This is a genomic window from Prevotella sp. TCVGH, assembly GCF_023522295.1.
GTDB classification, from domain to species: Bacteria; Bacteroidota; Bacteroidia; order Bacteroidales; family Bacteroidaceae; genus Prevotella; species Prevotella timonensis.
Genome location: NZ_QFFX01000030.1, coordinates 16,603 through 35,238, shown reverse-complemented (window position 1 = coordinate 35,238; position 18,636 = coordinate 16,603). Strand labels below are relative to the sequence as shown.

23 protein-coding genes and 1 pseudogene are annotated in these 18,636 nt (G+C 44.8%); 9 read left to right on the top strand and 15 right to left on the bottom strand.

Annotation, left to right across the window (positions count from 1 at the left end):
- Positions 1-78: 78 nt before the first annotated feature.
- From DEM91_RS12565 to DEM91_RS07255, 4 genes are all read right to left on the bottom strand, one after another.
- Positions 79-213 (bottom strand): hypothetical protein, encoded by a 135-nt coding sequence (locus DEM91_RS12565; RefSeq protein WP_262893466.1) that lies wholly within the window; start codon positions 211-213, stop codon positions 79-81.
- 12 nt (positions 214-225) lie between these two features.
- Positions 226-510, bottom strand: a complete 285-nt coding sequence (locus tag DEM91_RS07265; RefSeq protein ID WP_249858449.1) for a hypothetical protein — start codon at positions 508-510, stop codon at positions 226-228.
- Between the two features lie 472 nt (positions 511-982).
- Positions 983-1,270 (bottom strand): DUF3853 family protein, encoded by a 288-nt coding sequence (locus DEM91_RS07260; RefSeq protein ID WP_195254038.1) that lies wholly within the window; start codon positions 1,268-1,270, stop codon positions 983-985.
- 190 nt (positions 1,271-1,460) lie between these two features.
- Positions 1,461-2,771 carry a site-specific integrase gene (locus DEM91_RS07255; protein WP_195254037.1) on the bottom strand — a complete coding sequence of 437 codons (1,311 nt, stop codon included), beginning with the start codon at positions 2,769-2,771 and terminating at the stop codon, positions 1,461-1,463.
- A 624-nt stretch (positions 2,772-3,395) separates the two neighbouring features.
- On the opposite strand from DEM91_RS07255, the gene DEM91_RS07250 reads away from it, so the two are divergent.
- The 9 genes from DEM91_RS07250 (at position 3,396) to DEM91_RS07210 (ending at position 9,179) form a co-directional block, all read left to right on the top strand.
- Positions 3,396-4,628 carry a site-specific integrase gene (locus DEM91_RS07250; RefSeq protein ID WP_021668766.1) on the top strand — a complete coding sequence of 411 codons (1,233 nt, stop codon included), beginning with the start codon at positions 3,396-3,398 and terminating at the stop codon, positions 4,626-4,628.
- A 25-nt stretch (positions 4,629-4,653) separates the two neighbouring features.
- The gene (locus tag DEM91_RS07245) at positions 4,654-5,121 is read left to right on the top strand and encodes a DUF1896 domain-containing protein (protein ID WP_249858448.1); all 468 of its coding nucleotides are present in this window, start codon (positions 4,654-4,656) and stop codon (positions 5,119-5,121) included.
- A gap of 140 nt (positions 5,122-5,261) precedes the next feature.
- Positions 5,262-5,609, top strand: coding sequence for a hypothetical protein (locus DEM91_RS07240; RefSeq protein WP_025064816.1), 348 nt, complete (start codon positions 5,262-5,264; stop codon positions 5,607-5,609).
- A gap of 351 nt (positions 5,610-5,960) precedes the next feature.
- Positions 5,961-6,392, top strand: coding sequence for a hypothetical protein (locus DEM91_RS07235; RefSeq protein ID WP_025064817.1), 432 nt, complete (start codon positions 5,961-5,963; stop codon positions 6,390-6,392).
- Between the two features lie 5 nt (positions 6,393-6,397).
- Positions 6,398-6,817: a PcfK-like family protein gene (locus DEM91_RS07230; protein ID WP_102285018.1), complete on the top strand. Its 420-nt coding sequence runs from the start codon at positions 6,398-6,400 to the stop codon at positions 6,815-6,817.
- A gap of 4 nt (positions 6,818-6,821) precedes the next feature.
- Positions 6,822-8,096 carry a PcfJ domain-containing protein gene (locus DEM91_RS07225; protein ID WP_249858447.1) on the top strand — a complete coding sequence of 425 codons (1,275 nt, stop codon included), beginning with the start codon at positions 6,822-6,824 and terminating at the stop codon, positions 8,094-8,096.
- A 25-nt stretch (positions 8,097-8,121) separates the two neighbouring features.
- On the top strand, positions 8,122-8,376 hold the full coding sequence (locus DEM91_RS07220) for a hypothetical protein (protein WP_249858446.1): 255 nt from the start codon (positions 8,122-8,124) through the stop codon (positions 8,374-8,376).
- A gap of 10 nt (positions 8,377-8,386) precedes the next feature.
- Positions 8,387-8,599 (top strand): hypothetical protein, encoded by a 213-nt coding sequence (locus DEM91_RS07215; RefSeq protein WP_025064820.1) that lies wholly within the window; start codon positions 8,387-8,389, stop codon positions 8,597-8,599.
- Positions 8,600-8,810: 211 nt separating this feature from the next.
- Positions 8,811-9,179, top strand: a complete 369-nt coding sequence (locus tag DEM91_RS07210; RefSeq protein ID WP_146014629.1) for a hypothetical protein — start codon at positions 8,811-8,813, stop codon at positions 9,177-9,179.
- 36 nt (positions 9,180-9,215) lie between these two features.
- On the opposite strand, the gene DEM91_RS07205 is transcribed toward DEM91_RS07210, so the two are convergent.
- From DEM91_RS07205 to DEM91_RS07155, 11 genes and pseudogenes are all read right to left on the bottom strand, one after another.
- A complete protein-coding gene (locus DEM91_RS07205) occupies positions 9,216-9,722 on the bottom strand; it encodes a glycoside hydrolase family protein (protein WP_021668988.1) in 507 nt (168 codons plus the stop codon).
- Positions 9,709-10,194, bottom strand: a complete 486-nt coding sequence (locus DEM91_RS07200; RefSeq protein ID WP_249858445.1) for a DUF3872 domain-containing protein — start codon at positions 10,192-10,194, stop codon at positions 9,709-9,711. Before DEM91_RS07200 ends, DEM91_RS07205 begins: the two co-directional genes overlap by 14 nt.
- A gap of 12 nt (positions 10,195-10,206) precedes the next feature.
- On the bottom strand, positions 10,207-10,788 hold the full coding sequence (locus DEM91_RS07195; protein ID WP_249858444.1) for a conjugal transfer protein TraO: 582 nt from the start codon (positions 10,786-10,788) through the stop codon (positions 10,207-10,209).
- Between the two features lie 5 nt (positions 10,789-10,793).
- Positions 10,794-11,750, bottom strand: coding sequence for a conjugative transposon protein TraN (gene traN, locus DEM91_RS07190; RefSeq protein WP_249858443.1), 957 nt, complete (start codon positions 11,748-11,750; stop codon positions 10,794-10,796).
- 48 nt (positions 11,751-11,798) lie between these two features.
- Positions 11,799-13,045, bottom strand: a pseudogene (gene traM / locus DEM91_RS07185) (conjugative transposon protein TraM).
- 16 nt (positions 13,046-13,061) lie between these two features.
- On the bottom strand, positions 13,062-13,364 hold the full coding sequence (locus DEM91_RS07180; RefSeq protein WP_249858442.1) for a hypothetical protein: 303 nt from the start codon (positions 13,362-13,364) through the stop codon (positions 13,062-13,064).
- A 4-nt stretch (positions 13,365-13,368) separates the two neighbouring features.
- Positions 13,369-13,992 carry a conjugative transposon protein TraK gene (gene traK, locus DEM91_RS07175; RefSeq protein ID WP_249858441.1) on the bottom strand — a complete coding sequence of 208 codons (624 nt, stop codon included), beginning with the start codon at positions 13,990-13,992 and terminating at the stop codon, positions 13,369-13,371.
- A gap of 50 nt (positions 13,993-14,042) precedes the next feature.
- The gene (gene traJ / locus DEM91_RS07170) at positions 14,043-15,080 is read right to left on the bottom strand and encodes a conjugative transposon protein TraJ (protein ID WP_249858440.1); all 1,038 of its coding nucleotides are present in this window, start codon (positions 15,078-15,080) and stop codon (positions 14,043-14,045) included.
- Between the two features lie 51 nt (positions 15,081-15,131).
- Positions 15,132-15,761: a DUF4141 domain-containing protein gene (locus DEM91_RS07165; RefSeq protein ID WP_249858439.1), complete on the bottom strand. Its 630-nt coding sequence runs from the start codon at positions 15,759-15,761 to the stop codon at positions 15,132-15,134.
- A gap of 28 nt (positions 15,762-15,789) precedes the next feature.
- Complete coding sequence (locus DEM91_RS07160) at positions 15,790-18,303, bottom strand: TraG family conjugative transposon ATPase (protein ID WP_249858438.1); 2,514 nt, start codon at positions 18,301-18,303, stop codon at positions 15,790-15,792.
- Positions 18,300-18,635 carry a DUF4133 domain-containing protein gene (locus DEM91_RS07155; RefSeq protein ID WP_028901373.1) on the bottom strand — a complete coding sequence of 112 codons (336 nt, stop codon included), beginning with the start codon at positions 18,633-18,635 and terminating at the stop codon, positions 18,300-18,302. The genes DEM91_RS07160 and DEM91_RS07155 overlap by 4 nt, the downstream gene beginning before the upstream one ends.
- Position 18,636 lies beyond the last annotated feature (1 nt).

Sequence of the window (18,636 nt, the reverse complement as noted above, 5' to 3'; positions counted from 1 at the left end):
CCGGAGGCGCGAAGCCTCCGAAGAGCGGCATCCGACTTGTCTCCGTGTGTTAGCCTTTGCAAACATAGTAACTTATTATTAATCAGCAATCACGTCAAGAACCTCGTCACCGTACAAGTTCTCTCGCATATAATCGAAAACTTCCGTGATCATGTCTTCGTTGAAGATTATTCCCTCTTCCCTTAGTCTTAAAAACAGATTTTCTCGTGTCATAGTTCCTTCTTTTTATCTATTCAATCGAGTTTCTTTCCGATGTTCTGCATCATAACGATTGTGACACCGTTGGCATAAAGCACGGAGATTTTCAGGGCTACAATGCTCTGGAGTATGGTCAAGGTGAGCTATCGTCAAGACAATCCTTGCCATATGTTTCGTGCGCTCGTTGTAGCGATAGGTATGGTTTTCCACGCCACTGAACTCACAGCAATTGTGCGCACGCTCAAGAATGGAAGTTCTAATCTGTTTCCAGTTACTCGGGTAGCGTAATTTATTTTCGGGTTTGATGGGCATATTATTTCTCCTATTTATCGTTCTTTACTATTTTTATTCAAAATGTGTTATGGAAGTTCTAATTGAACATGGAAGTGATATTCTCGACACAAGCAACTTATCTGTCTGATTGTGTTTGGATTTTGATTGTAAGGAAAGAATATAATTCGCTCCTTGGACAGGCATCTGACTCCCTTCTTTCTCAAACAATATACCAAATTATACCTTCTTTTGATAAGTTTATTCATCCTTGTTGCGGTCTGACGTGAATATGGTTGCTAAAGCATAAGTTATATCTCTAATTCACTTTTTTGTTTATTCTTTTAGTAATGATAGTTATGACACCAGCAACGATAGCCAATAGTGACATAGTATCTGAAAACTGCTGCCAAGAATTTATTCTGCATTTAGTAGTCTGGAACTGATAATTCCTTTTTTTTCTAATCTGGAGCCATTCTACTAAATTTATTGATTTAAAGAATTTCTTCATGTCTCATACCTTCATTAAATCTCGTATCTTATTTTTGTCAAACCAACAGGTGGCACCTATCCTTCTGATGGCAGGATCGATTTTGCCACTCTTTACAAGACGACAGACCGTAGGGACACTACAATGAAGATATTTAGCAAGATTTTTATATCCAGACACCCATGATTCTTCATCGAACAACTGTTCTGATGATGTTTTATAGCTGCCTTGGTATTCTTTCAAAAGACTGACGAAATCCTTAACAGACAATTGTGCCAATGGTGTTTGTAAGAATGATTCTGATAATTCCATATTTTACACTTTAATACGTTAATACATAGTGATAGCCTAAAAAATAAAGGCTGCTGGTCGTGCCGAGAATTGTATTAAAGAGTGCCGGGAAGAAAACTATCTACCTAGTCGACAAATGTATTAAAGTGCATCGAAACGACATTACAAAGATAATAAATATTATTTCATACCAAATGTTTTGCTGATTTTTTTACTCGTCGAATTGCTTCATATATTCAGATTTCACCTCATCGGCAATATCAATATAAGGCTTCATTGCTTTATAATCGCTATGCCCAGTCCATTTCATTACTACACTAGGCGGTATGCCTTTAGCCAATGCCGTACAAATGAATGTACGTCGTCCACAATGGGTACCAATAAGTTCGTATTTAGGCTGCACATCGTCAATACGCTTATTTCCTTCATAGTGTGTCGTCTTAATAGGCTCGTCGATACCTGCAAGCTTACAGAGAGAGTGTAGATGTTTATTCATTTTTTGATTGCTTACTACTGGTAATACTTTCTTCCCTGGAAGATGAAACTCATTGTACTTATCCAGTATAGCTTGTGCTTTCGAATTGATTTCGATAAGAATACGGTCAGATGTTTTAACTGTTACTATCTCTATCTTACCATTGTGAATGTCGTCCCAGGTAAGGTTACAAGCATCCGAATAGCGTAAGCCTGTATAGCAGGTGAAAAGGAATACATCACGAATTGGGCCAAGAGCTACGTTTTTAGCAGGAATCTGATACGTTTCGAGCGTATTCAGTTCTTCTGCTGTCAAGAAGACAACACGCTTAGCTGCATTTTTCAACTTTGGCTTGTAGTATTCAAATGTACGATTAGCATGATAACCTTTATCATAGCACCAGCGCAAAAACCACCTTAGAAAACTAAGTTGCTTATTGATTGTACTATTCTTCATACTTTTCTTGCCAAGATACTCAATGAAATTAGCTATGCCATCTTCATCAAATTTTTCAAATGTTAGTTTTGGGTCAAAGCCAAATAGATGATTTCGAAGTGCTGCAAACTTTTCGTGAGTTGCATCTGTCCAGTCGTTCAACTTTCCATTGACTTTGACAAATTCATCAAAGTATGCCCATAATCCTTTCTTTTTTGTCTTTGGCTCTTTTTTATCTACTTGTTGCACATTAAGAGTACCACTTTTGTCGTCATTCTGTTCCCTTGTTGGGGAGTGTGAAGCGACCTGTTTATTGTATGAATTTCGAAGTTCAGAAATAGATGGCATCACATTTCTTAGTTCATATTCACGAAATACTGCTATCATATCTGTCTGCATCTGTGAAAGCTGATCATTCAGGTCTGTAGCAAGGGCAGCATTAGAGTTTAAGGGCAAAACACGCTGTTGTAAGTCATCCCAATACTCCTTATTCAATATAATCCCTGTTTGAAAATCCACCCTGCACCCATTGAATGACACTCGCATACGAAGTCTGCTACCAGCGTTACGTTGGTTTTGGATTGAGAATTTTATCGTTCGCTTAATGATCATATCTGATAACTTTTATTTCAAAGTTAATCAAATCAATCAGCTATTAATCCTCTTTTGACCCACTTTTTTAATTTTGTAAAAAATTATTTTCGATGTTTTTCCATAATTTTGTTAACACGGATTTTTTGAACCCTTTTCTTTGACCCACCGCTTGACCCACTTTTTTTTATCGGAGTATTAGAACTTCTATTATCAATAAAATAAATTCATTTCAAATCTTATCATCAATTTACTAATAATCAGAATCTTGTGATTACTTTTGATAATAATGTTTAATTATTTTGTATAGAAGTCTTAATCCCTCTCTCTCCGCAAATAGGCTTCAAAAGGACTTCACAAAGGTTGTCAATTTAGCCTTCAAAAATTTGCTAATCGTTGTAAAATCAAGGTTTTACAACGATTTTTCTTTGTATATACCTCTATCGCCTGACGGCATAACCCTATGTTTTGACAATCATCATTCGGTCAAATTCTGCTACATAAACTGCTACACAAAAATTGTAGCAATAAAAAATGTAGCAATGACGGGATTTTGAATACCATATTGACGGCATCAACTCTTTCTTTTTCAATGTATTAAGTATTAACTTTGCAGCCGAGTGCTACACAAAAGAATGATGCATTATGAGAACAAATTTCAAGGTGTCCTTCTACCTACGTTCAAACTATGAGAACAAAGAAGGAAAGTCGCCTGTAATGCTCCGAGTATTCCTTAACGGAGAGATGGCTAATTTCGGATCTACGAAAATATTCGTGGACAAGACAGTATGGAACAATGCCACAAGTCGGCTCAAAGGTCGGACGGCTGAAGCTTTATCCGCCAATGCCGCATTGGACTCTATTTCTGCTACACTGAATAACATCTATCACAAATTTGAGGACGACTCCTCCCTGTCATTGGAGAAAATCCGATCTTATTTTGTGGGAAAAGACAGAGAGTATACAACTTTCCTCCCTGTATTCGACAGATTCAACGAAGACATCAGGCAACGCGTCGGACACACCATCAGCAAAGACAGCCTACAAAAGTACAGCGTTTTAAGAAGGCATTTCGCAGAATTCCTTATTCATAAGTATGGAAGAAAGGATGTAGGACTGACAGAGTTCACACCATCCGTGGTACAGGATTTTGAGTTATATCTGAGTACAGTGGCAGGTTGCGCTTACAACACATCAGTCAAGAAGATGAAGGCACTCAAGACCGTAACTATCTATGCTCAAAAACGTGGTTATCTTCTTCACGACCCCTTCCTCAATCATCGTTTTCACTTGGAGCCTGTCAATCGAGGTTTTCTCACGGATGAGGAAATTATGAAGATAGCCAACAAGGAAATTGCTATTCAACGCTTAGAGTTAGTAAGGGATGTTTTCATCTTTTCATGTTTCACAGGTCTAGCATATATTGATGTTTCCAATCTCACACCAGACAATATCGTAACACTTGATGATAAGCAGTGGATTATGACCAAGAGACAGAAAACAAATGTGGAGACAAATGTTTTATTGCTTGACATTCCCAAGAGTATCATTGCCAAGTACAGTCATAAGACCTATCGGGACGGCAAACTATTTCCCATCCTAACGAATCAGAAAACCAACGCATATTTGAAAGAAATTGCCGACATTTGTGGCATCAAGAAGAATCTGACCTTCCATCTTGCCCGACATACGTTTGCAACCATGTCGCTCAGCAAGGGTGTTCCTATGGAAAGTGTATCGAAGATGTTGGGGCATACCAACATTAAAACTACACAAATTTATGCCCGTATAACCAATAAGAAGATAGAACACGATATGGAACAATTGGCTGGCAAGTTAGACAAGTTCAATGTTGCTATGGGCATCAACTCAAAATAATGTAAAACCCTAAACCAAGAAGATTATGACAACAACAAAGAAAGAGCTTTCTTACTTCCGTTTGAAGTTAGAGAACTACCTCAGTGAGCATTTCCCCGAAATGCTGGGTGATAAACCATTCATAACGTCAAGAGCCGATGAAGCCCTTACCACCTACTGCGATGCAATAGCACAAGGTTTTTCTCACCCAGAGGCGGAAACCATGGCAAGTGAAGTCTTGCATCAAGGACTTCATTTTTCCAAGTATGACACACTTGTATCTGTCTTGGAGAATGAGTTTGAGAAGGAACTGCCCTCTCCGCTCCCCGAAAGACTAACACCAATGCTTCTGAAGAATAAGGCTGTGCAAAGCGTTTTCGACAAGTATGAGCTGACTGACGACTTTGGCGCAACACCAGAGTATGAGAAACTCTACACCGAACTGACAGGAACAATCGTTCTGCTCATAGAGGTCAATGGTCTGCCAACGATAGGCGGTGAGAACATGACTTGATGTAGCACCATCTGGAGCTTTTGTAGTGTCAAGAGCCAAGATAAACGCTCCACTCCACACGCCAAGAGTTTTTTCAAACACTTGTCTTTGTGTAGTCTGCGCATCTTGTAACTGCTCTTGAAACTATAAAAAGCTCCTATATGAATACAATCATCATGAATCAAGACGTTCACACACCTGCCTTCATCAAGGTAGACGCATCGAACAAAACCGATAATGACAAGCAGCAGCCGACTTCTCCCAAGCAAGTCCGCCGCTTCGGTTGGACACGCTTCATCGAACTCGCAATCCTGCTTTCCATCGTTATCGGCGCCATTTGGCTTATCTCGAAGATAGTAACGCCACAGGTCGTAACTGTCGTGTCAGTTATTGCAGGTTTTCTGATACTACGCTTTATAGTCAGGGTAATTCTGAAAGTGGCATTTACGCTGCTGAGCATTCTCTTCTGGCTGGCGATTGTCTGTGCCATCCTGCTCTGCGTGCTTTGAGAAGCACAACTCTGTAAAACCTTCGTTTTATTTCATCAGGTGGTTATCTCGCATTTTGAGATAGCCACCTTTTCTTTATTCTACTACGAGCGTTGCACTTTTGCTTCTTTTCCGATGCTCCACGATATGCGATAACAAGAAGACGGATGCTGCTCCCTTTTTATCCGCAAAGGTAGTACGGGGCTTGTGGCTTTCAAAAGGTCTATGCCGCTTGGTTTGTCTGGAAAATCTCCACACCTACGGGTAGTATTTTCCGCCAAAACCTTGTGCAAGCCTGCCCAGCTACCTCTATTTTGCTACAAAAAGGAATCAGCATACTCCGATCTTTGGACGCATAAAAAAAATGTCGCTATGGATAAGCAAAAAGTAAATACAACATCTTCGATGAACAGAAAAGGATATAGCTCCTCCTCTCATTACCGCATTAACCCTGTGGCTGAAAAGAGGGAGCAAGTAGTGGCTACGAAGTTTGTGCAGTGGGACGTTTCCCCTTTGGAGAGCCTTTGTAACAGCAAAATATATCTCCTGCGTGTGAAACTCAATCGTGGAGAGTGTATGAGCCGTGAGGAAAAGAATTGGCTATGTGAAGCGGTAAACTCAAACACCTTTTTCCGAACAGCCGTACCCCTGCAAGGCTATCGCTTTGACTTCTTTGATGTACTGAAGAAATATCTTGTCAATCAATACGGACAATGGACAGAGTATTACGCACCCGACCGCACCAGCCTAAGAGCCTACCTATATGGGCGCATCAATCAAATAGTAGAAATTCCAAAATACTAAGCAATATGAAAGGAACAGAACATTTCACACGGACAATAGCCGAGTATCTTAATCAGCGTGCTATGACAGACCCCTTGTTTGCCCCTAACTTGATGAAACCTAACAAGAATATCGAGGAGTGCATCACCTACATTCTTAATGAAGTGCAGAAAAGCGGTTGCAACGGCTTTGATGATGATGAAATCTTCTCTATGGCTGTTCACTACTATGATGAGGACAATTTAGAGATTGGCAAGCCTACCAATTGCCAAGTAATGGTCAATCACATGGTAGAACTCACAGAGGAAGAAAAAGCCGAAGCAAGGCAGGAAGCCATTAAGCAATATCAGCGTGAGGAACTTGCCAAAATACAGAGCCGTAACGCACGAGTTAAAAAGACCGAGAACATAGCAACCCAAGTACAACCATCACTATTTGATTTTTAAGCCTATGAAACCGAGAAACAAATTTGAGAAGGCAGTCCTTACCGAGAGCAAGAACCTTCGCCCGATAACCAAGACACAAAGCAGATGGGCATTCCGTGAGTGCATCAACCACTTTGCCTACCGTTTGCCCAAAGGTCGCACCACTTGTATGGACTGTGGACATAGTTGGACACTGAACAAACATAGAAAAACTTGCACTTGCCCTCATTGCAGGGCAAAGTTGCAGGTCAAGGACACATTCCAAAGGAAATTGCAGCAAAAGCACTATTTCACGACACTTACCGCTTGCGGAGAATACCAAGTGTTGCGGATGTTCCTCCTCGTGGCTGAAATGGAGAAAGGCTGCAAGGCTGGACACTATGTGCTTGAAATCGGTCAGTATTGGTGGAACGCACAAGGACGGCAAGCCATTGTTGCCATTCCACGCACATTGGGCAGATATGTTGATACCTTTTCTTACTATACCCCTATGGCTATCCGTAACGACAACGAAGCCTACCGATATGCAGCCTATTCGCAGATATATCCGAAGTTCAAAGTATCAGACACGCTCCGCCGAAATGGTTTCAAGGATTATTTTCACGAAATACCCCCGACAACACTCATTCCTGCCTTGCTTTCTGACAGCCGTGCAGAAACATTGATGAAAGCAGAACGGTTTGAACATTTACGCTATTTTCTCAATACTCCTCGAAACTTCGACAATTATTGGCAGTCCTACAAGATAGCCAACCGTAATGGATATGAGATAACAGACATTTCCCTTTGGTGCGACTATGCAGACACACTCCGCAGGTTGGGCAAAGACATTCACAGCCCGAAGTTTCTTTGCCCCACCCACCTCAAATCCGAACACGACCGCAGACACAATGAACTCCTCAGATTGCGTGAAAGGGAGGAGATACAACAGAAGCAAAAGAAGGCTATGGAAGACGAAAAACGTTTCAAGGAACTCAAATCCAAATTCTTCGGTATCCATTTCACGGACGGCACAATCCAAGTCCACGTATTGGAGAGCGTGCGTGAACATTTGGAGGAGGGAGCGACCATGCACCATTGCGTATTCTCCAACGAATATTATCTTAAAGAGGACTCACTAATCCTGTCGGCTACCATTGAGGGCAAGCGGATAGAAACAATAGAGGTATCACTGAAATCATTTGAGGTGGTGCAAAGTCGTGGAGTGTGCAACAAGAATACCGAGTACCACGAACAGATAGTAAACCTTGTCAATGCCAATCGTAGGCTAATCAGCCAGCGGATGAAAGCTACTGCATAAAACAAACAATTAAATAGACACAGATATGAAAACAGAGATTGAAAACATTATCTATAACAGTGCGGACGAGATACCACACATACTCATCAGGGTTATCAATGCGATAACCCTGTCCGAAAACAAGGAAGAGTTAAGGTCGGCAATCAATAAAATAGCCGAAGAAACGGAACTTGTCAAGTTCTTTGCATACGGCTATGGTGCACATCACTTTTGGCTTAAACATCGCAAATTATCCAATGGAGAGCCAAAGGAACACAGATTATTAAAGGTTGAATTTTAAGATTGCGAAGATGAAACAGAGATTTTTGGTATATACGCAATATGTTTTCGATGGCGTATTCGATGTTGTTGCAGAGAGCAAGGAGGAAGCACGGCAGAAAGTCCTGCAACATTGTGGGTTGGTCATGGGTGGAAGTATTTACAGCACCCTACCCGATGATGAGATAAATTGGGCTTTCGACAAACACCCTAACAGACGAATAGACAGAATAACAAATGTGTAAAAAAACAGCTTTTATAAAACCAAGAGCCACGCAAACCGAAAATTTGCGTGGCTTCTTTTCTTTGTCTTTGAACAGGCAGGCGACCAAAGCAAAGAAGCAAAAGAAAGTCGCTATGTAAAACTTTCCCAATGATAAACCATAAAACGAGTTTACTTTTGGCATAGTCTTTGCACTTAGGAAAGAAATGGTTTTACATAATTTTTTGACAGTTATGACAGACGTATTTCTTATTGAGGGTGTAAAAGGCTCTGGTAAAAGTAAAAGAATTCATAGTTTAAAAGAGGACTACATAAAAGCAGGATACAAACTAACCGACTCCGAGAACGAAGAAGATTGGAATACTGCCATATTCGTTCTCGAAAAAGAGGGACAGAAAATTGTATTAAATTCAGGGGCTGATACGAAGTCTATTATTGCAAGCTTTGGAATATTTCTTTCGAATCATAAAGATGCTATTGAAGTATATACGGCAATTAGACCACAACAGAATAATCCAAGACTACATAAATGGATGAAAGATGCTTTGAGTATTCTGCACATAAAGAGTGAAAAAGTTTATCATCTTCCAGAGGAGTTATAACGAAAAGACTATGGCACTCCACCCTCATGAACTTGTTTACTTATTAAAGAACAAGGCAAACTCCACTTGCCTTCGTTTCACCAATCCTTTTAAGACCTTGCCCCTATATCGGCAGAACGAGACATACTCGTGATAGATGTTCCTGTCTCCAGCCTCTATCTTTTTCAGCAATCGACTCTTGGGGTGCTTGCCATAACCGAGCAGTCGCCCCACGCCCACATTGTAGGCAAGCAAAGTCAGTAGCAGCGCATCCTTGCCATATCCTTTGAAGTGTTCAAAACATTTCCAAAGATCGGCACGAAGCAGCGAGTCCGCTTGCCGTTCCGTCATATTGGAAGAGAAGTGCTCTCCAGGTTGCAGCTGATGCCCATAGCCTACATACGGATAGCAACCTTTTCCGTGTAGCCCCTCGAAGTATTTCACGACCACCACGGCGCGCTCAAAAGGAGGCAAGTCTGCCAACCGTACCCTGCGCTGGGCAAGGAGCGGCTGGCAGAGCAAGCACATTATACAGAAAAAAGCAAAGCGTTTAGCTGTTCGCATCGTTCAAGGCTCTGTTTACTACTGCGGTGGTCTTTCCCCTTTCCTCCGCCTTTTCGTTGTTGAAACTGAAAGTCAGTTGCTGCATCTTACCGAAACTGTCCTCCACGTACACGTCAATCGTCTGGCGGTCGGTGGAGAGCGAGGTGTAGTACAGACGGAAAACGTCCTTTGTGAGCGGATAGCGGTCGTTGGGCTTGAACACTATTCTATCGTCCATTTTCAGTGTTCCCTTGCCGTCGGGCTGGAAGTATCGGATGGTGTAGCGTGTGTCGGCAAAGTCGCCTCCTCGCTTGAGCGTGCAGCGTATCTCTGCCGTCTGTCCCTTGACGATGTCCTTCTGAACGGGCATCGTCTCGACAGTGAACGGATAAGACTGCTCCACATCCAATTCCCTATCACAAGCAGATAGGCAAAACACGGCAAGGGCAAGTACGCCCATTACCCATATCGAACTTAATATCTTCTTTTTCATTTTTCTTCTTGCTTAAAGATTAAACCTAAGTCCTGCCGAGAGTGCAGGACGGAAAGGATGTACATCAGAGCCGAAGAGCAACCGCCCTTGTGCCTTGACAAGAAACAGAAGCCTGTCCGTAAGGAACACTTCCACCGAACCATGCACGGCACCACCATAGACAAAGCGGGAGCGGTCGAGCAGTGTTGCCCCATCAGGCAATAGTGTCTTGTCCTCGTTCAGCTGCTCATAGCCACCCAAGGCGGATATGCCACCATAAAGCAATACATTCTTACCTCTGTCGGAGAGAACAGGCTGCATATAGCCCACCTGCAAAAGTGCATCCTTGAGTTTTACGTTATAATCTCGGTACGACATATTCTGCTGTTCATACTCAACTCCTACAAAGGAGTAGTTCTCTCGTTTCAAGTAGCGGGTAAGTGATACGCCAACGCCGAAGTTATCCTTGGCTAAGAGCTTCTCGCCTTTGATAAGGGGAACACTCCCTACGACTTCTATCCCTTTCTGCTTAGGAATGAGTCGCTGCGCGTGCGATGGCAGACTGAAAGTCATTGCCACCGCCATGCAAGCCGATAAAATGAAATTCTTATTCATAGCACCTACCATTTGAGTTTGAGGTTGTCAATCTTCTTGGCGAGCAACAGGTCTTTCTGTCCTACATAGAAAGACAGCGTGCGCCCTCCGCTTCGCTCATAGAGCGTTACTTCAAGCTGCTTGTCCTCCGAGAGGGCAAACTGCTCCAATACGAACACGGAATGCTCGCTATCCTTGCCCTTTACCTGCATCACCTGATGATAAGCACGAAGCGGCTGTAATACTTGTTCTTGTATGGCGGTGCGCTTTGCCATCTTCTTATCTACCACCTTAAAGGTGATAAAATCCACTGAGTACGGCATATTCGTGCCATTTTCCATACGAGTGTGGAAATACAGCAAGCCGTTATGGGCATATAAGCCACGAAGCAGGAACTTCATGCCGAACTGCTGTGCACCGATATGCTTAATGCAGCGTCTGTCATTCTGATAGATAGTCTGCATCATCAGTTTGACGAGTACGGGAGACTCATTGCCGAGTTCCTTAAAGTAAATATCAGAGCGATTGCTTGGCAGTCGTCCGTCCACAGGAGAAAGAAAGTCCTTCATCTCGATACTTAACTTCTCCGGCTCATCGGCATACTTCACGTTGAAAGCATAGAAAGAGCCGTCCTCACAGATGACACTCATATTTGTCTCCGTTTCAAAATCCTTCACTGAAGCCTTTACACGTAGTACGTTCTCTGCATCCTCAGCCTTCCCTGCGATGATGTTCTGCGAACCTAAGTCTACATAACGAATAGCAGAAGGGAAGATAAGATGCACGGTCTTGTCAAAGGTAACGTCCAAGCCGTAGGGCATGACGACACGCCCATTAGGAATGGCACGGCTCATCCCTTGAAAGAGTTCGCCCGAAGAGAGAGGACGGTTAGGCATAAGCGATGTGCCGTTGTTGAGGTCTTGTGCAGTGGCTGTCGCTCCCATCGTTGCGAGCAAAGCCATTGATAAAATAAGTTTCTTCATTGTTGCTGTTGATTTGATGTTATTGTTTTACTTGTTATTCTTGATTGTTTATTTTGTCTGCACCAAGAAAAGGCGATAGCCCCCTTTGAGCGTTACCTTTACGGTGCGCAGTTTCTTCTGAAGCAGCTGACTTGCACCCTGCATCACCCCACGAGCAGCCTCGGAGATAATCTGGTCTTTGGCAGAGGAAGCGAAGGTAAAGGAGGTTCCCATCGAGCCACCGATGTTCGCCCCGACTTCCTTAAGCGCATTGATGTCCTCCGAACCTGGTATATCACCCCCTCCTGTCCCTCCGTGTCGTATGCCGAGAGCTTGACGGCTATGATATGGCCGTCCACCTCAATGCTTTTGATAAGCAGGTGCATACGGTTGCCTTCAATCTTGGCAATGGCTATGAGTCGGCTTTGACGTGGAATGCGCAGTCCCTGCACCTTGGCAGTCTCAAGCAGGCGGAGTACTACATTGTCGCCCTCCTTGAGCGTGGTTGTCCTGTCCACGACCACTTTGAGCGTGTTGCGCATCGTGGGTGCAGCCGTACTTGTTAGCGAGTGGAAGCCCATGTTGCGTACTTTCGTGCCATACTCCTTGATGAAGTCAGCGTCGCTCATCGGCTGCCCCAGTGAGGACACTACTTGTTTGCGTTCCGCCAAGATTTTCATTGCAGGCAAGTCGGCCGAACCTTCGTTTGCATTATTGCTCATGCGCAACCCTTTGTCCGTAGCCGTTTGTCCCTTACTCTCGGTAAAGTCATTACCCAAAGATGGTGGAACGGCAGAAGCCTTGGGAAGATACTTTGCTGCCATTTGATAGCTCTTTTCCATCAGAGCAAGCTGTCGTTTCTCTTCATTGTCCTCCCTGCTGTCTTTGGAAGCCAATTCCTTTTTGAGGTTGTCAATCTCCTGTCTCATTGCCTCACGCTCCTCTTCATGCGGATCGGGAGCGTAAAAGGAGTTCAAAAGGCGATTATTCTCCTCATAGCGGTGCATGGAGCTTTCTATCTTCGCTGTCGATGCAGCCGCCTCCTCACGCTGCGCTTCTGAGGGGGCTGTGTTCTGTGCGAAATAGTCCGACAGCTTGCCCATCTCCTCGCGGCTCTGTTCTTCCTCGTGTGCCTTGTCGCCTAATTCGTAGGCTTTGAGCTTGTTTTCGGTGAGCTTTTCTGTCGTTGCCTGCGGAATGCTGTCATTGAGTCCCTGCTCCGCTGCTGTCTTATCTTTGCCCGACGGTGCGAAGATAAACCACATTGAGAGGGCAAACAGCAGTCCCAGTCCTCCAAAGACCAAGCCCTTTTTCATTTGTTCTTTCTGTTTATTATCCATTTTCTTTGATTGTTTGATGATGTTGTAGATAAAAATTGCCGTGTAACTCATGTAAAGTGCTGTCCGTCCGTATCGGACTGTCCGTCAGCTTTCCCGTGGGAATGGGTATTTTTTCCTTCTTTGGAGGAAGGAAAAACTGCGCTATCATCCAAAGGGAACAGATGAGATAGATAAAACTCAGCCCATAGACGATAGCCTTGCGCTGCCTTATCGTGAGCCTTTCACACCAATGGCGAAGCCACAGGTGAAAGCGCAGATAGTGACGCGAGAGTAAAAAGTTTCTTTTCCTTGCCATAGCCTTATCGTTTATAGGTCTGTATGTCCCTGTTCTCCTTGACGAGGAAGTTCTCCATCAGGAAGCCCTGCGGGTTATTATCCGAGCGGACAGAGTTTTGCAGCGTGCAGGTCGTAACAAGACTGCGCTCTGTAACATTACTCTGACGGACGATAAACTCCCGTGCATAGGTCGTTACCGCATAAGGGTAAGAATTAAAGTTGCAGCGGATAGAGTCTACCTCTATGCGCTGATTGACATTACCCGATATGGCACGGTTGTAGTAGCCTTTCTCCGCCAAGTCCTTGTAATAGTTGAAAGCTGACTTGTCGCACAGCAGGAAGGCTCGTTGCATATTCTCCTCGATGGCGTCCTTGTCGGGCGCAATGGTGAAGAAGAGCTCGTGGAAACGGCGGACGTGTTCCCTTGCCTCCACGGGACGGTTTCTACTTGCATCCTGACTGAGGGCAAGCATGAGCGACTTACCTTGGTCAAGCACATAGATTTTCTCCCGCTGCTCCTTGGCGAAGCTGTATGAGGCATAGACGGTATAACCGCTTACCGCCACGCAGACGATAGCAAAGACAAAGGCATAGAGCCGTATCTGTCTGAATGAGGTCTCGATATTGTTGAGTGATTTGAATTCCATTTCTTTTTCCTTTTATAGCTGTTGATTAATTAAGTATTGTTGATCCATTTCTATTTCCCTTTGAGCAAGGCTCCCTTGATACGTCCACCGACATTTCCCACAGCGGCACCTGCGCCTGCCATGGCAGCCTTGCCGCCGGTATATGCACCTTGAGCGCCACGCTGTGCAGTCTGGTTGACATTGCGTCCGTAGGAGCCGATACCGCCACCAGCTTCAATAATCCACCCTGCCACGGTAGGTACACAGAAGTAGCCTACAATACCGATAAGGAAGAAGACGATGTAATACCACGTTCCCGAATCAGGCAGATAGTTCGGATCGCTGAGCGCATCGATGTCTTTCTGCATCATCAACACCTGTATCTTGGTAAGCAGTGCCGTAAGAATAGAGCTGACAGGCAGCCACAGGTAGACCGATATATAGCGTGAGAACCATGCCGTAAGTGAGCCTGCAAGACCATCCCATACGGCTATGCCGAACACGATAGGTCCAAGTATCGAAAGGACAATCAGAATAAAGGTGCGAAGCGTGTCGATGATGAGTCCCGAAGCATGGAACAGCAATTCTAAAAAATCGTGTACCAATTTCATGACCCATTGCTTGGTCTGATAGGCAGCACGCTCGGCATACATACCCGCTATCGTCACGGCATCCTCCGGACCGATGATGCCCATTTCCTCTATCTTCTGGTCGAACTTCTCGTTGGAAACCAAATAAGCCGTCTCGGGATTCCTGAGGTAGGCTTCCTCCTGCAGCTTATCCCTCCTTGCAGTCAGCTCCGCCAAGTTGGTCTCCTGTTGGTGCACCATGCTTTCCGTTCCCCGAACTACGGGTGATAGTACTGCATTCATCGTACCCAGTACGACTGTCGGGAAGAACATTATACAAAAGCCTAAGACAAAAGGGCGGAGAAGTGGAAAAACATCTATCGCCTCGGCACGGGCAATGGAAGCCCATACCCGAAGAGCAATATAAAAGAGTGCTCCCAAGCCCGCAATGCCTTTGGCAATGCCTGTCATCTGGGCACAGAGCGGCATCATCTCGTCATAGGTTGAGCGTAGCAGCTCATGTAAACTGGCAAAATCCATAAGCAAAAGTTTTTTATGAAAGTTCTTTCAAGTTCTTTTTTGTCTGTGGATTTACCAATACCTGCTTGCCGTATTACCATAGAGAGCCTTAACAGAGGCAAGGTTGTTCTTCTCCCTTGCACGGACGTAACTCACGGAGATGTTCTTCCTTGTATAATACGACACCAAAGAGCGGTATTCACGTAGTGTGGTATAGATACGGTCTATCTGCTGCATGCGCTCGTGGTCGTTCATGGAGAAGACATTACTCTTGACGATGGACTTGAGTTCTTTCAGGCTCTCACCGCTCTGCTCGAGAAGCTTGGTGTAGCCCGAAGCCATTGCGGCGAGTTCTGTCGGGCGGAAGTTCTTGTCCGAGAGCATCTTCTTATACGAGGTAACATAAATCTCCGAGATGTCGCCCACCATAAGAATACACTCCTTGACCTTATAGGCATCACCAATCAAGTTATTCACCTTCTTGAGGGCATCGTAATACTTCTTGGTGTCGTTGTAGAGTTTCTCCACCTCCTTGAATCCGTCAAGGGTATTCTTTACTGTCTTCGAGGCGGTGGCAATCTCCTTGACCGTATTGGCAATGTTGCCAGCAAAGTTACCGGGATCATAGACCGTCCACTGTGCGTGAGCTTTGGGAACTGAAAGGCTCAATCCTAAGAGAGCCATGAAAATGTACTTTTTCATTGTTGCTATAGTTTTGATGGTTTATTACTTATTTCTTTTTATTGTTTCTTTTCTCGTTGGCAAGTTGTCGGATAGCGGTCTCTATATCGCCACCAAGCTGTTCCGCCCTGTTCATCACCTCCACCTTCTCGGTTTCCTCGGTGGTGTAGGTGAGATATTCCTCCATGCTCACTTCTGTGGCATAGACGGCACTCTGCATACCGCCCAGCCCTATCCACACTTCCTTGTAGAGTCGGTTCGGGTCATTGTTTTGATTGATGGAGAGTATCTGGCTCTTTTCCTTTTCCGACAGACCGAGCATCGCCTGTATGCCATCGAACTTGGTCATGTACTTACGCTGGTCAAGCAGTATCTTGCAGTCGGAGTTGTTGATGATGCTCTCCTTGACAATGGGCGACTGGATGATATCGTCCACCTCCTGAGTCACGACAATGGCTTCCCCGAAATACTTTCTGACGGTCTTATACAAATATTTTATGTAGTCCGCCATGTTTGCTGAAGCAATGGCTTTCCACGCTTCCTCAATGAGTATCATCTTGCGGATACCCTTTAATCGGCGCATCTTATTGATGAAGGCTTCCATGATGATAATCGTTACCACAGGAAAGAGGTCCTTGTTGTCCTTCACTTGGTCGATTTCAAAGACGATGAAGCGTTTGGAGAGCAGGTCAATATTCTTGTCCGAGTTCAGCAGGAAATCATAACGACCGCCACGATAGTATTGCTTCAATGTAGTTAAGAGGTTGTTAATGTTGAAGTCCGAGAGCGTTACCTTGATGTCACGCTTTTCCATATCCTTGCGGTACACGTCCCTCAGATACTCATAGAAGGTATTGAAGCAGGGAACGATGGTATGATCCGTCCTGATAAGTTCGATATAGGCATTGACGGCAGAACCGAGTTCGCCTGCTTCGGTCTTGGTGATATGTTCATCAGCACTTTTCCAAAGTGTAAGTAATAATGTGCAGATACTCTCCCTTTTCTCTACATCGAAGAAGTAATCATCCGTATAAAAAGGGTTGAAGGATATCGGATTTTCATTGGTATAGGTAAAATACACACCGTCCTCACCCTTGGTCTTGCGGTGGATAAGTTCACACAAGCCCTGATATGAGTTTCCCGTATCAACTAAGAGGACATGCGCTCCCTGTTCGTAATACTGGCGTACCATGTGGTTGGTAAAGAAAGACTTGCCACTACCCGAAGGACCCAAGATGAACTTGTTACGGTTGGTAATGACTCCTTTTTTCATCGGTAAATCCGATATGTCTAAGTGGACGGGCTTTCCTGAAAGGCGGTCTGCCATCTTGATACCGAAGGGAGAGAGCGAATCCTTGTAGTTCGTCTCAGAGGTAAAAAAGCAGAGCGCAGGCTCTATAAATGTATAGAACGACTCTTCCGCAGGAAAATCGGCGGCATTGCCTGGAATGCCCGCCCAGTAGAGTGTTGCCGCATCAATGGTGTTGTGGCGAGGGTGGCATTCCATAAGAGCAAGTGCAGAGCCCACGTCATTCTTGATCTGGCGAAGTTCTTCCTTATCACTACTCCATGCCAGCACATTGAAGTGGGCACGAATGGAGGTCAGTCCCTGTGAGTGGGCAATATTGAGATACTCCTGTATCCATTCCTCGTTGATTTGGTTGCTACGGCTGTAGCGTGCCAGCGAGTGCATGTTTCTTGCCTGCTTCTCGAAGCGTTCCAAGTTGGCATCGCTGTCCTCGATGAAGAGATACTGGTTATAGATATGGTTGCACGGCAGCATCAACCCCACGGGAGCGGCGAAGGACAACCTGCAATCGGAGCGATCAGTGGAAAGCCGTTCATATCGACTGTCCGTGCTCACATTTGTGGGCAAATCATCTGTATCGCTTAATGTATGTAAGCAGAGCATATTGTCGCCCACGCGCACAAGGTCTGCGCCCAGACGGATGTCCTCCAATGAGGCATGTCCCTCTTCTGAAAGAGAGAAATACCTGTCAAGCAGGCCGCCCTTTTCATTTGTGCCAACTAACTCATCTTCAGTCATGCGGACAATCCTTATCTGCTCGGTATCGTTGATGATACGCTCGAACTGGTCTACGGCTTCCATGAACTTCATCACCTCATCTTTGTTGGTAATTTCCTTGGGCAGCAGATGTCCACGACAAAGCGAAGAAAAATTGCTCTGCTGTGCCATACGATGCTTGTTCGTCTTGGTTAGGAAGAGATAGACCGAGTGGTATAGATACGGACGCTCGTTAAAATGCCGTTCAGAGGAACGGGCAAGGAAACTCAGTCCGCCATCGGAGAGCTTTCCTTGATAGTCCTCCTTGATGAACCAGTCCTGCTTGTGTACGATGCTGTAATTGGGTAGTACCTTGATTGCCTTATGCCAGGCAGAGTGCATTGCCTCGTATTCGGCAGAGGTGACGGTAAAGAGTTCGGGTAGTTCCAAACGGAAGGCGACCGTAATATCTGCGTCCTTGCTCACCATACACCCCTGCTCAACGGAGAGCAGCGGGAACTTCGACTCCAAGGTAGTTATCTTACTGTTGTTTCTCATTGCTTCTTTCTTTTGGGTTGAAGGTTACGGATAAGGTGATAGACCGTCCGGCGGTTCAAAAGGTAGCGTGGGTGCATTCTCACGGCTCCCTTTTTCATGAGTCCGTATTGCCCATACTTTCGGTTCATGGCAAACGTTTGCCACACCACAAGGGTGGCACCCACTATGCCTATGACCAGACAGGCTATCTGGCTCACTCCACAGAGATAGAGAATGACCACGAGAAAGAAGACAGCCAGCAGCCCTCCCGCAAAGAGGAAAAGATACTGTGCCTTCAAACCCTTGAACTCTACCGTCCGACCTACACCTTTGTTGATTTCCCACTCAGCCATT

What these genes read in the sequence shown, in the direction of transcription:
- DEM91_RS07160 (WP_249858438.1), bottom strand. Translation starts at nt 18,303, where the DNA reads ATGAGAAACAACAGTAAGATAACTACCTTGGAGTCGAAGTTCCCGCTG.
- traK (WP_249858441.1), bottom strand. Translation starts at nt 13,992, where the DNA reads ATGGAATTCAAATCACTCAACAATATCGAGACCTCATTCAGACAGATA.
- DEM91_RS07210 (WP_146014629.1), top strand. Translation starts at nt 8,811, where the DNA reads ATGACAGACGTATTTCTTATTGAGGGTGTAAAAGGCTCTGGTAAAAGT.
- DEM91_RS07165 (WP_249858439.1), bottom strand. Translation starts at nt 15,761, where the DNA reads ATGAAAAAGTACATTTTCATGGCTCTCTTAGGATTGAGCCTTTCAGTT.
- DEM91_RS07180 (WP_249858442.1), bottom strand. Translation starts at nt 13,364, where the DNA reads ATGGCAAGGAAAAGAAACTTTTTACTCTCGCGTCACTATCTGCGCTTT.
- DEM91_RS07245 (WP_249858448.1), top strand. Translation starts at nt 4,654, where the DNA reads ATGACAACAACAAAGAAAGAGCTTTCTTACTTCCGTTTGAAGTTAGAG.
- DEM91_RS07200 (WP_249858445.1), bottom strand. Translation starts at nt 10,194, where the DNA reads ATGAAAAAGAAGATATTAAGTTCGATATGGGTAATGGGCGTACTTGCC.
- traJ (WP_249858440.1), bottom strand. Translation starts at nt 15,080, where the DNA reads ATGGATTTTGCCAGTTTACATGAGCTGCTACGCTCAACCTATGACGAG.
- DEM91_RS07235 (WP_025064817.1), top strand. Translation starts at nt 5,961, where the DNA reads ATGGATAAGCAAAAAGTAAATACAACATCTTCGATGAACAGAAAAGGA.
- DEM91_RS12565 (WP_262893466.1), bottom strand. Translation starts at nt 213, where the DNA reads ATGACACGAGAAAATCTGTTTTTAAGACTAAGGGAAGAGGGAATAATC.
- DEM91_RS07250 (WP_021668766.1), top strand. Translation starts at nt 3,396, where the DNA reads ATGAGAACAAATTTCAAGGTGTCCTTCTACCTACGTTCAAACTATGAG.
- DEM91_RS07225 (WP_249858447.1), top strand. Translation starts at nt 6,822, where the DNA reads ATGAAACCGAGAAACAAATTTGAGAAGGCAGTCCTTACCGAGAGCAAG.
- DEM91_RS07220 (WP_249858446.1), top strand. Translation starts at nt 8,122, where the DNA reads ATGAAAACAGAGATTGAAAACATTATCTATAACAGTGCGGACGAGATA.
- DEM91_RS07195 (WP_249858444.1), bottom strand. Translation starts at nt 10,788, where the DNA reads ATGAATAAGAATTTCATTTTATCGGCTTGCATGGCGGTGGCAATGACT.
- DEM91_RS07255 (WP_195254037.1), bottom strand. Translation starts at nt 2,771, where the DNA reads ATGATCATTAAGCGAACGATAAAATTCTCAATCCAAAACCAACGTAAC.
- DEM91_RS07215 (WP_025064820.1), top strand. Translation starts at nt 8,387, where the DNA reads ATGAAACAGAGATTTTTGGTATATACGCAATATGTTTTCGATGGCGTA.
- DEM91_RS07230 (WP_102285018.1), top strand. Translation starts at nt 6,398, where the DNA reads ATGAAAGGAACAGAACATTTCACACGGACAATAGCCGAGTATCTTAAT.
- DEM91_RS07265 (WP_249858449.1), bottom strand. Translation starts at nt 510, where the DNA reads ATGCCCATCAAACCCGAAAATAAATTACGCTACCCGAGTAACTGGAAA.
- DEM91_RS07240 (WP_025064816.1), top strand. Translation starts at nt 5,262, where the DNA reads ATGAATACAATCATCATGAATCAAGACGTTCACACACCTGCCTTCATC.
- DEM91_RS07260 (WP_195254038.1), bottom strand. Translation starts at nt 1,270, where the DNA reads ATGGAATTATCAGAATCATTCTTACAAACACCATTGGCACAATTGTCT.
- DEM91_RS07155 (WP_028901373.1), bottom strand. Translation starts at nt 18,635, where the DNA reads ATGGCTGAGTGGGAAATCAACAAAGGTGTAGGTCGGACGGTAGAGTTC.
- traN (WP_249858443.1), bottom strand. Translation starts at nt 11,750, where the DNA reads ATGAAGAAACTTATTTTATCAATGGCTTTGCTCGCAACGATGGGAGCG.
- DEM91_RS07205 (WP_021668988.1), bottom strand. Translation starts at nt 9,722, where the DNA reads ATGCGAACAGCTAAACGCTTTGCTTTTTTCTGTATAATGTGCTTGCTC.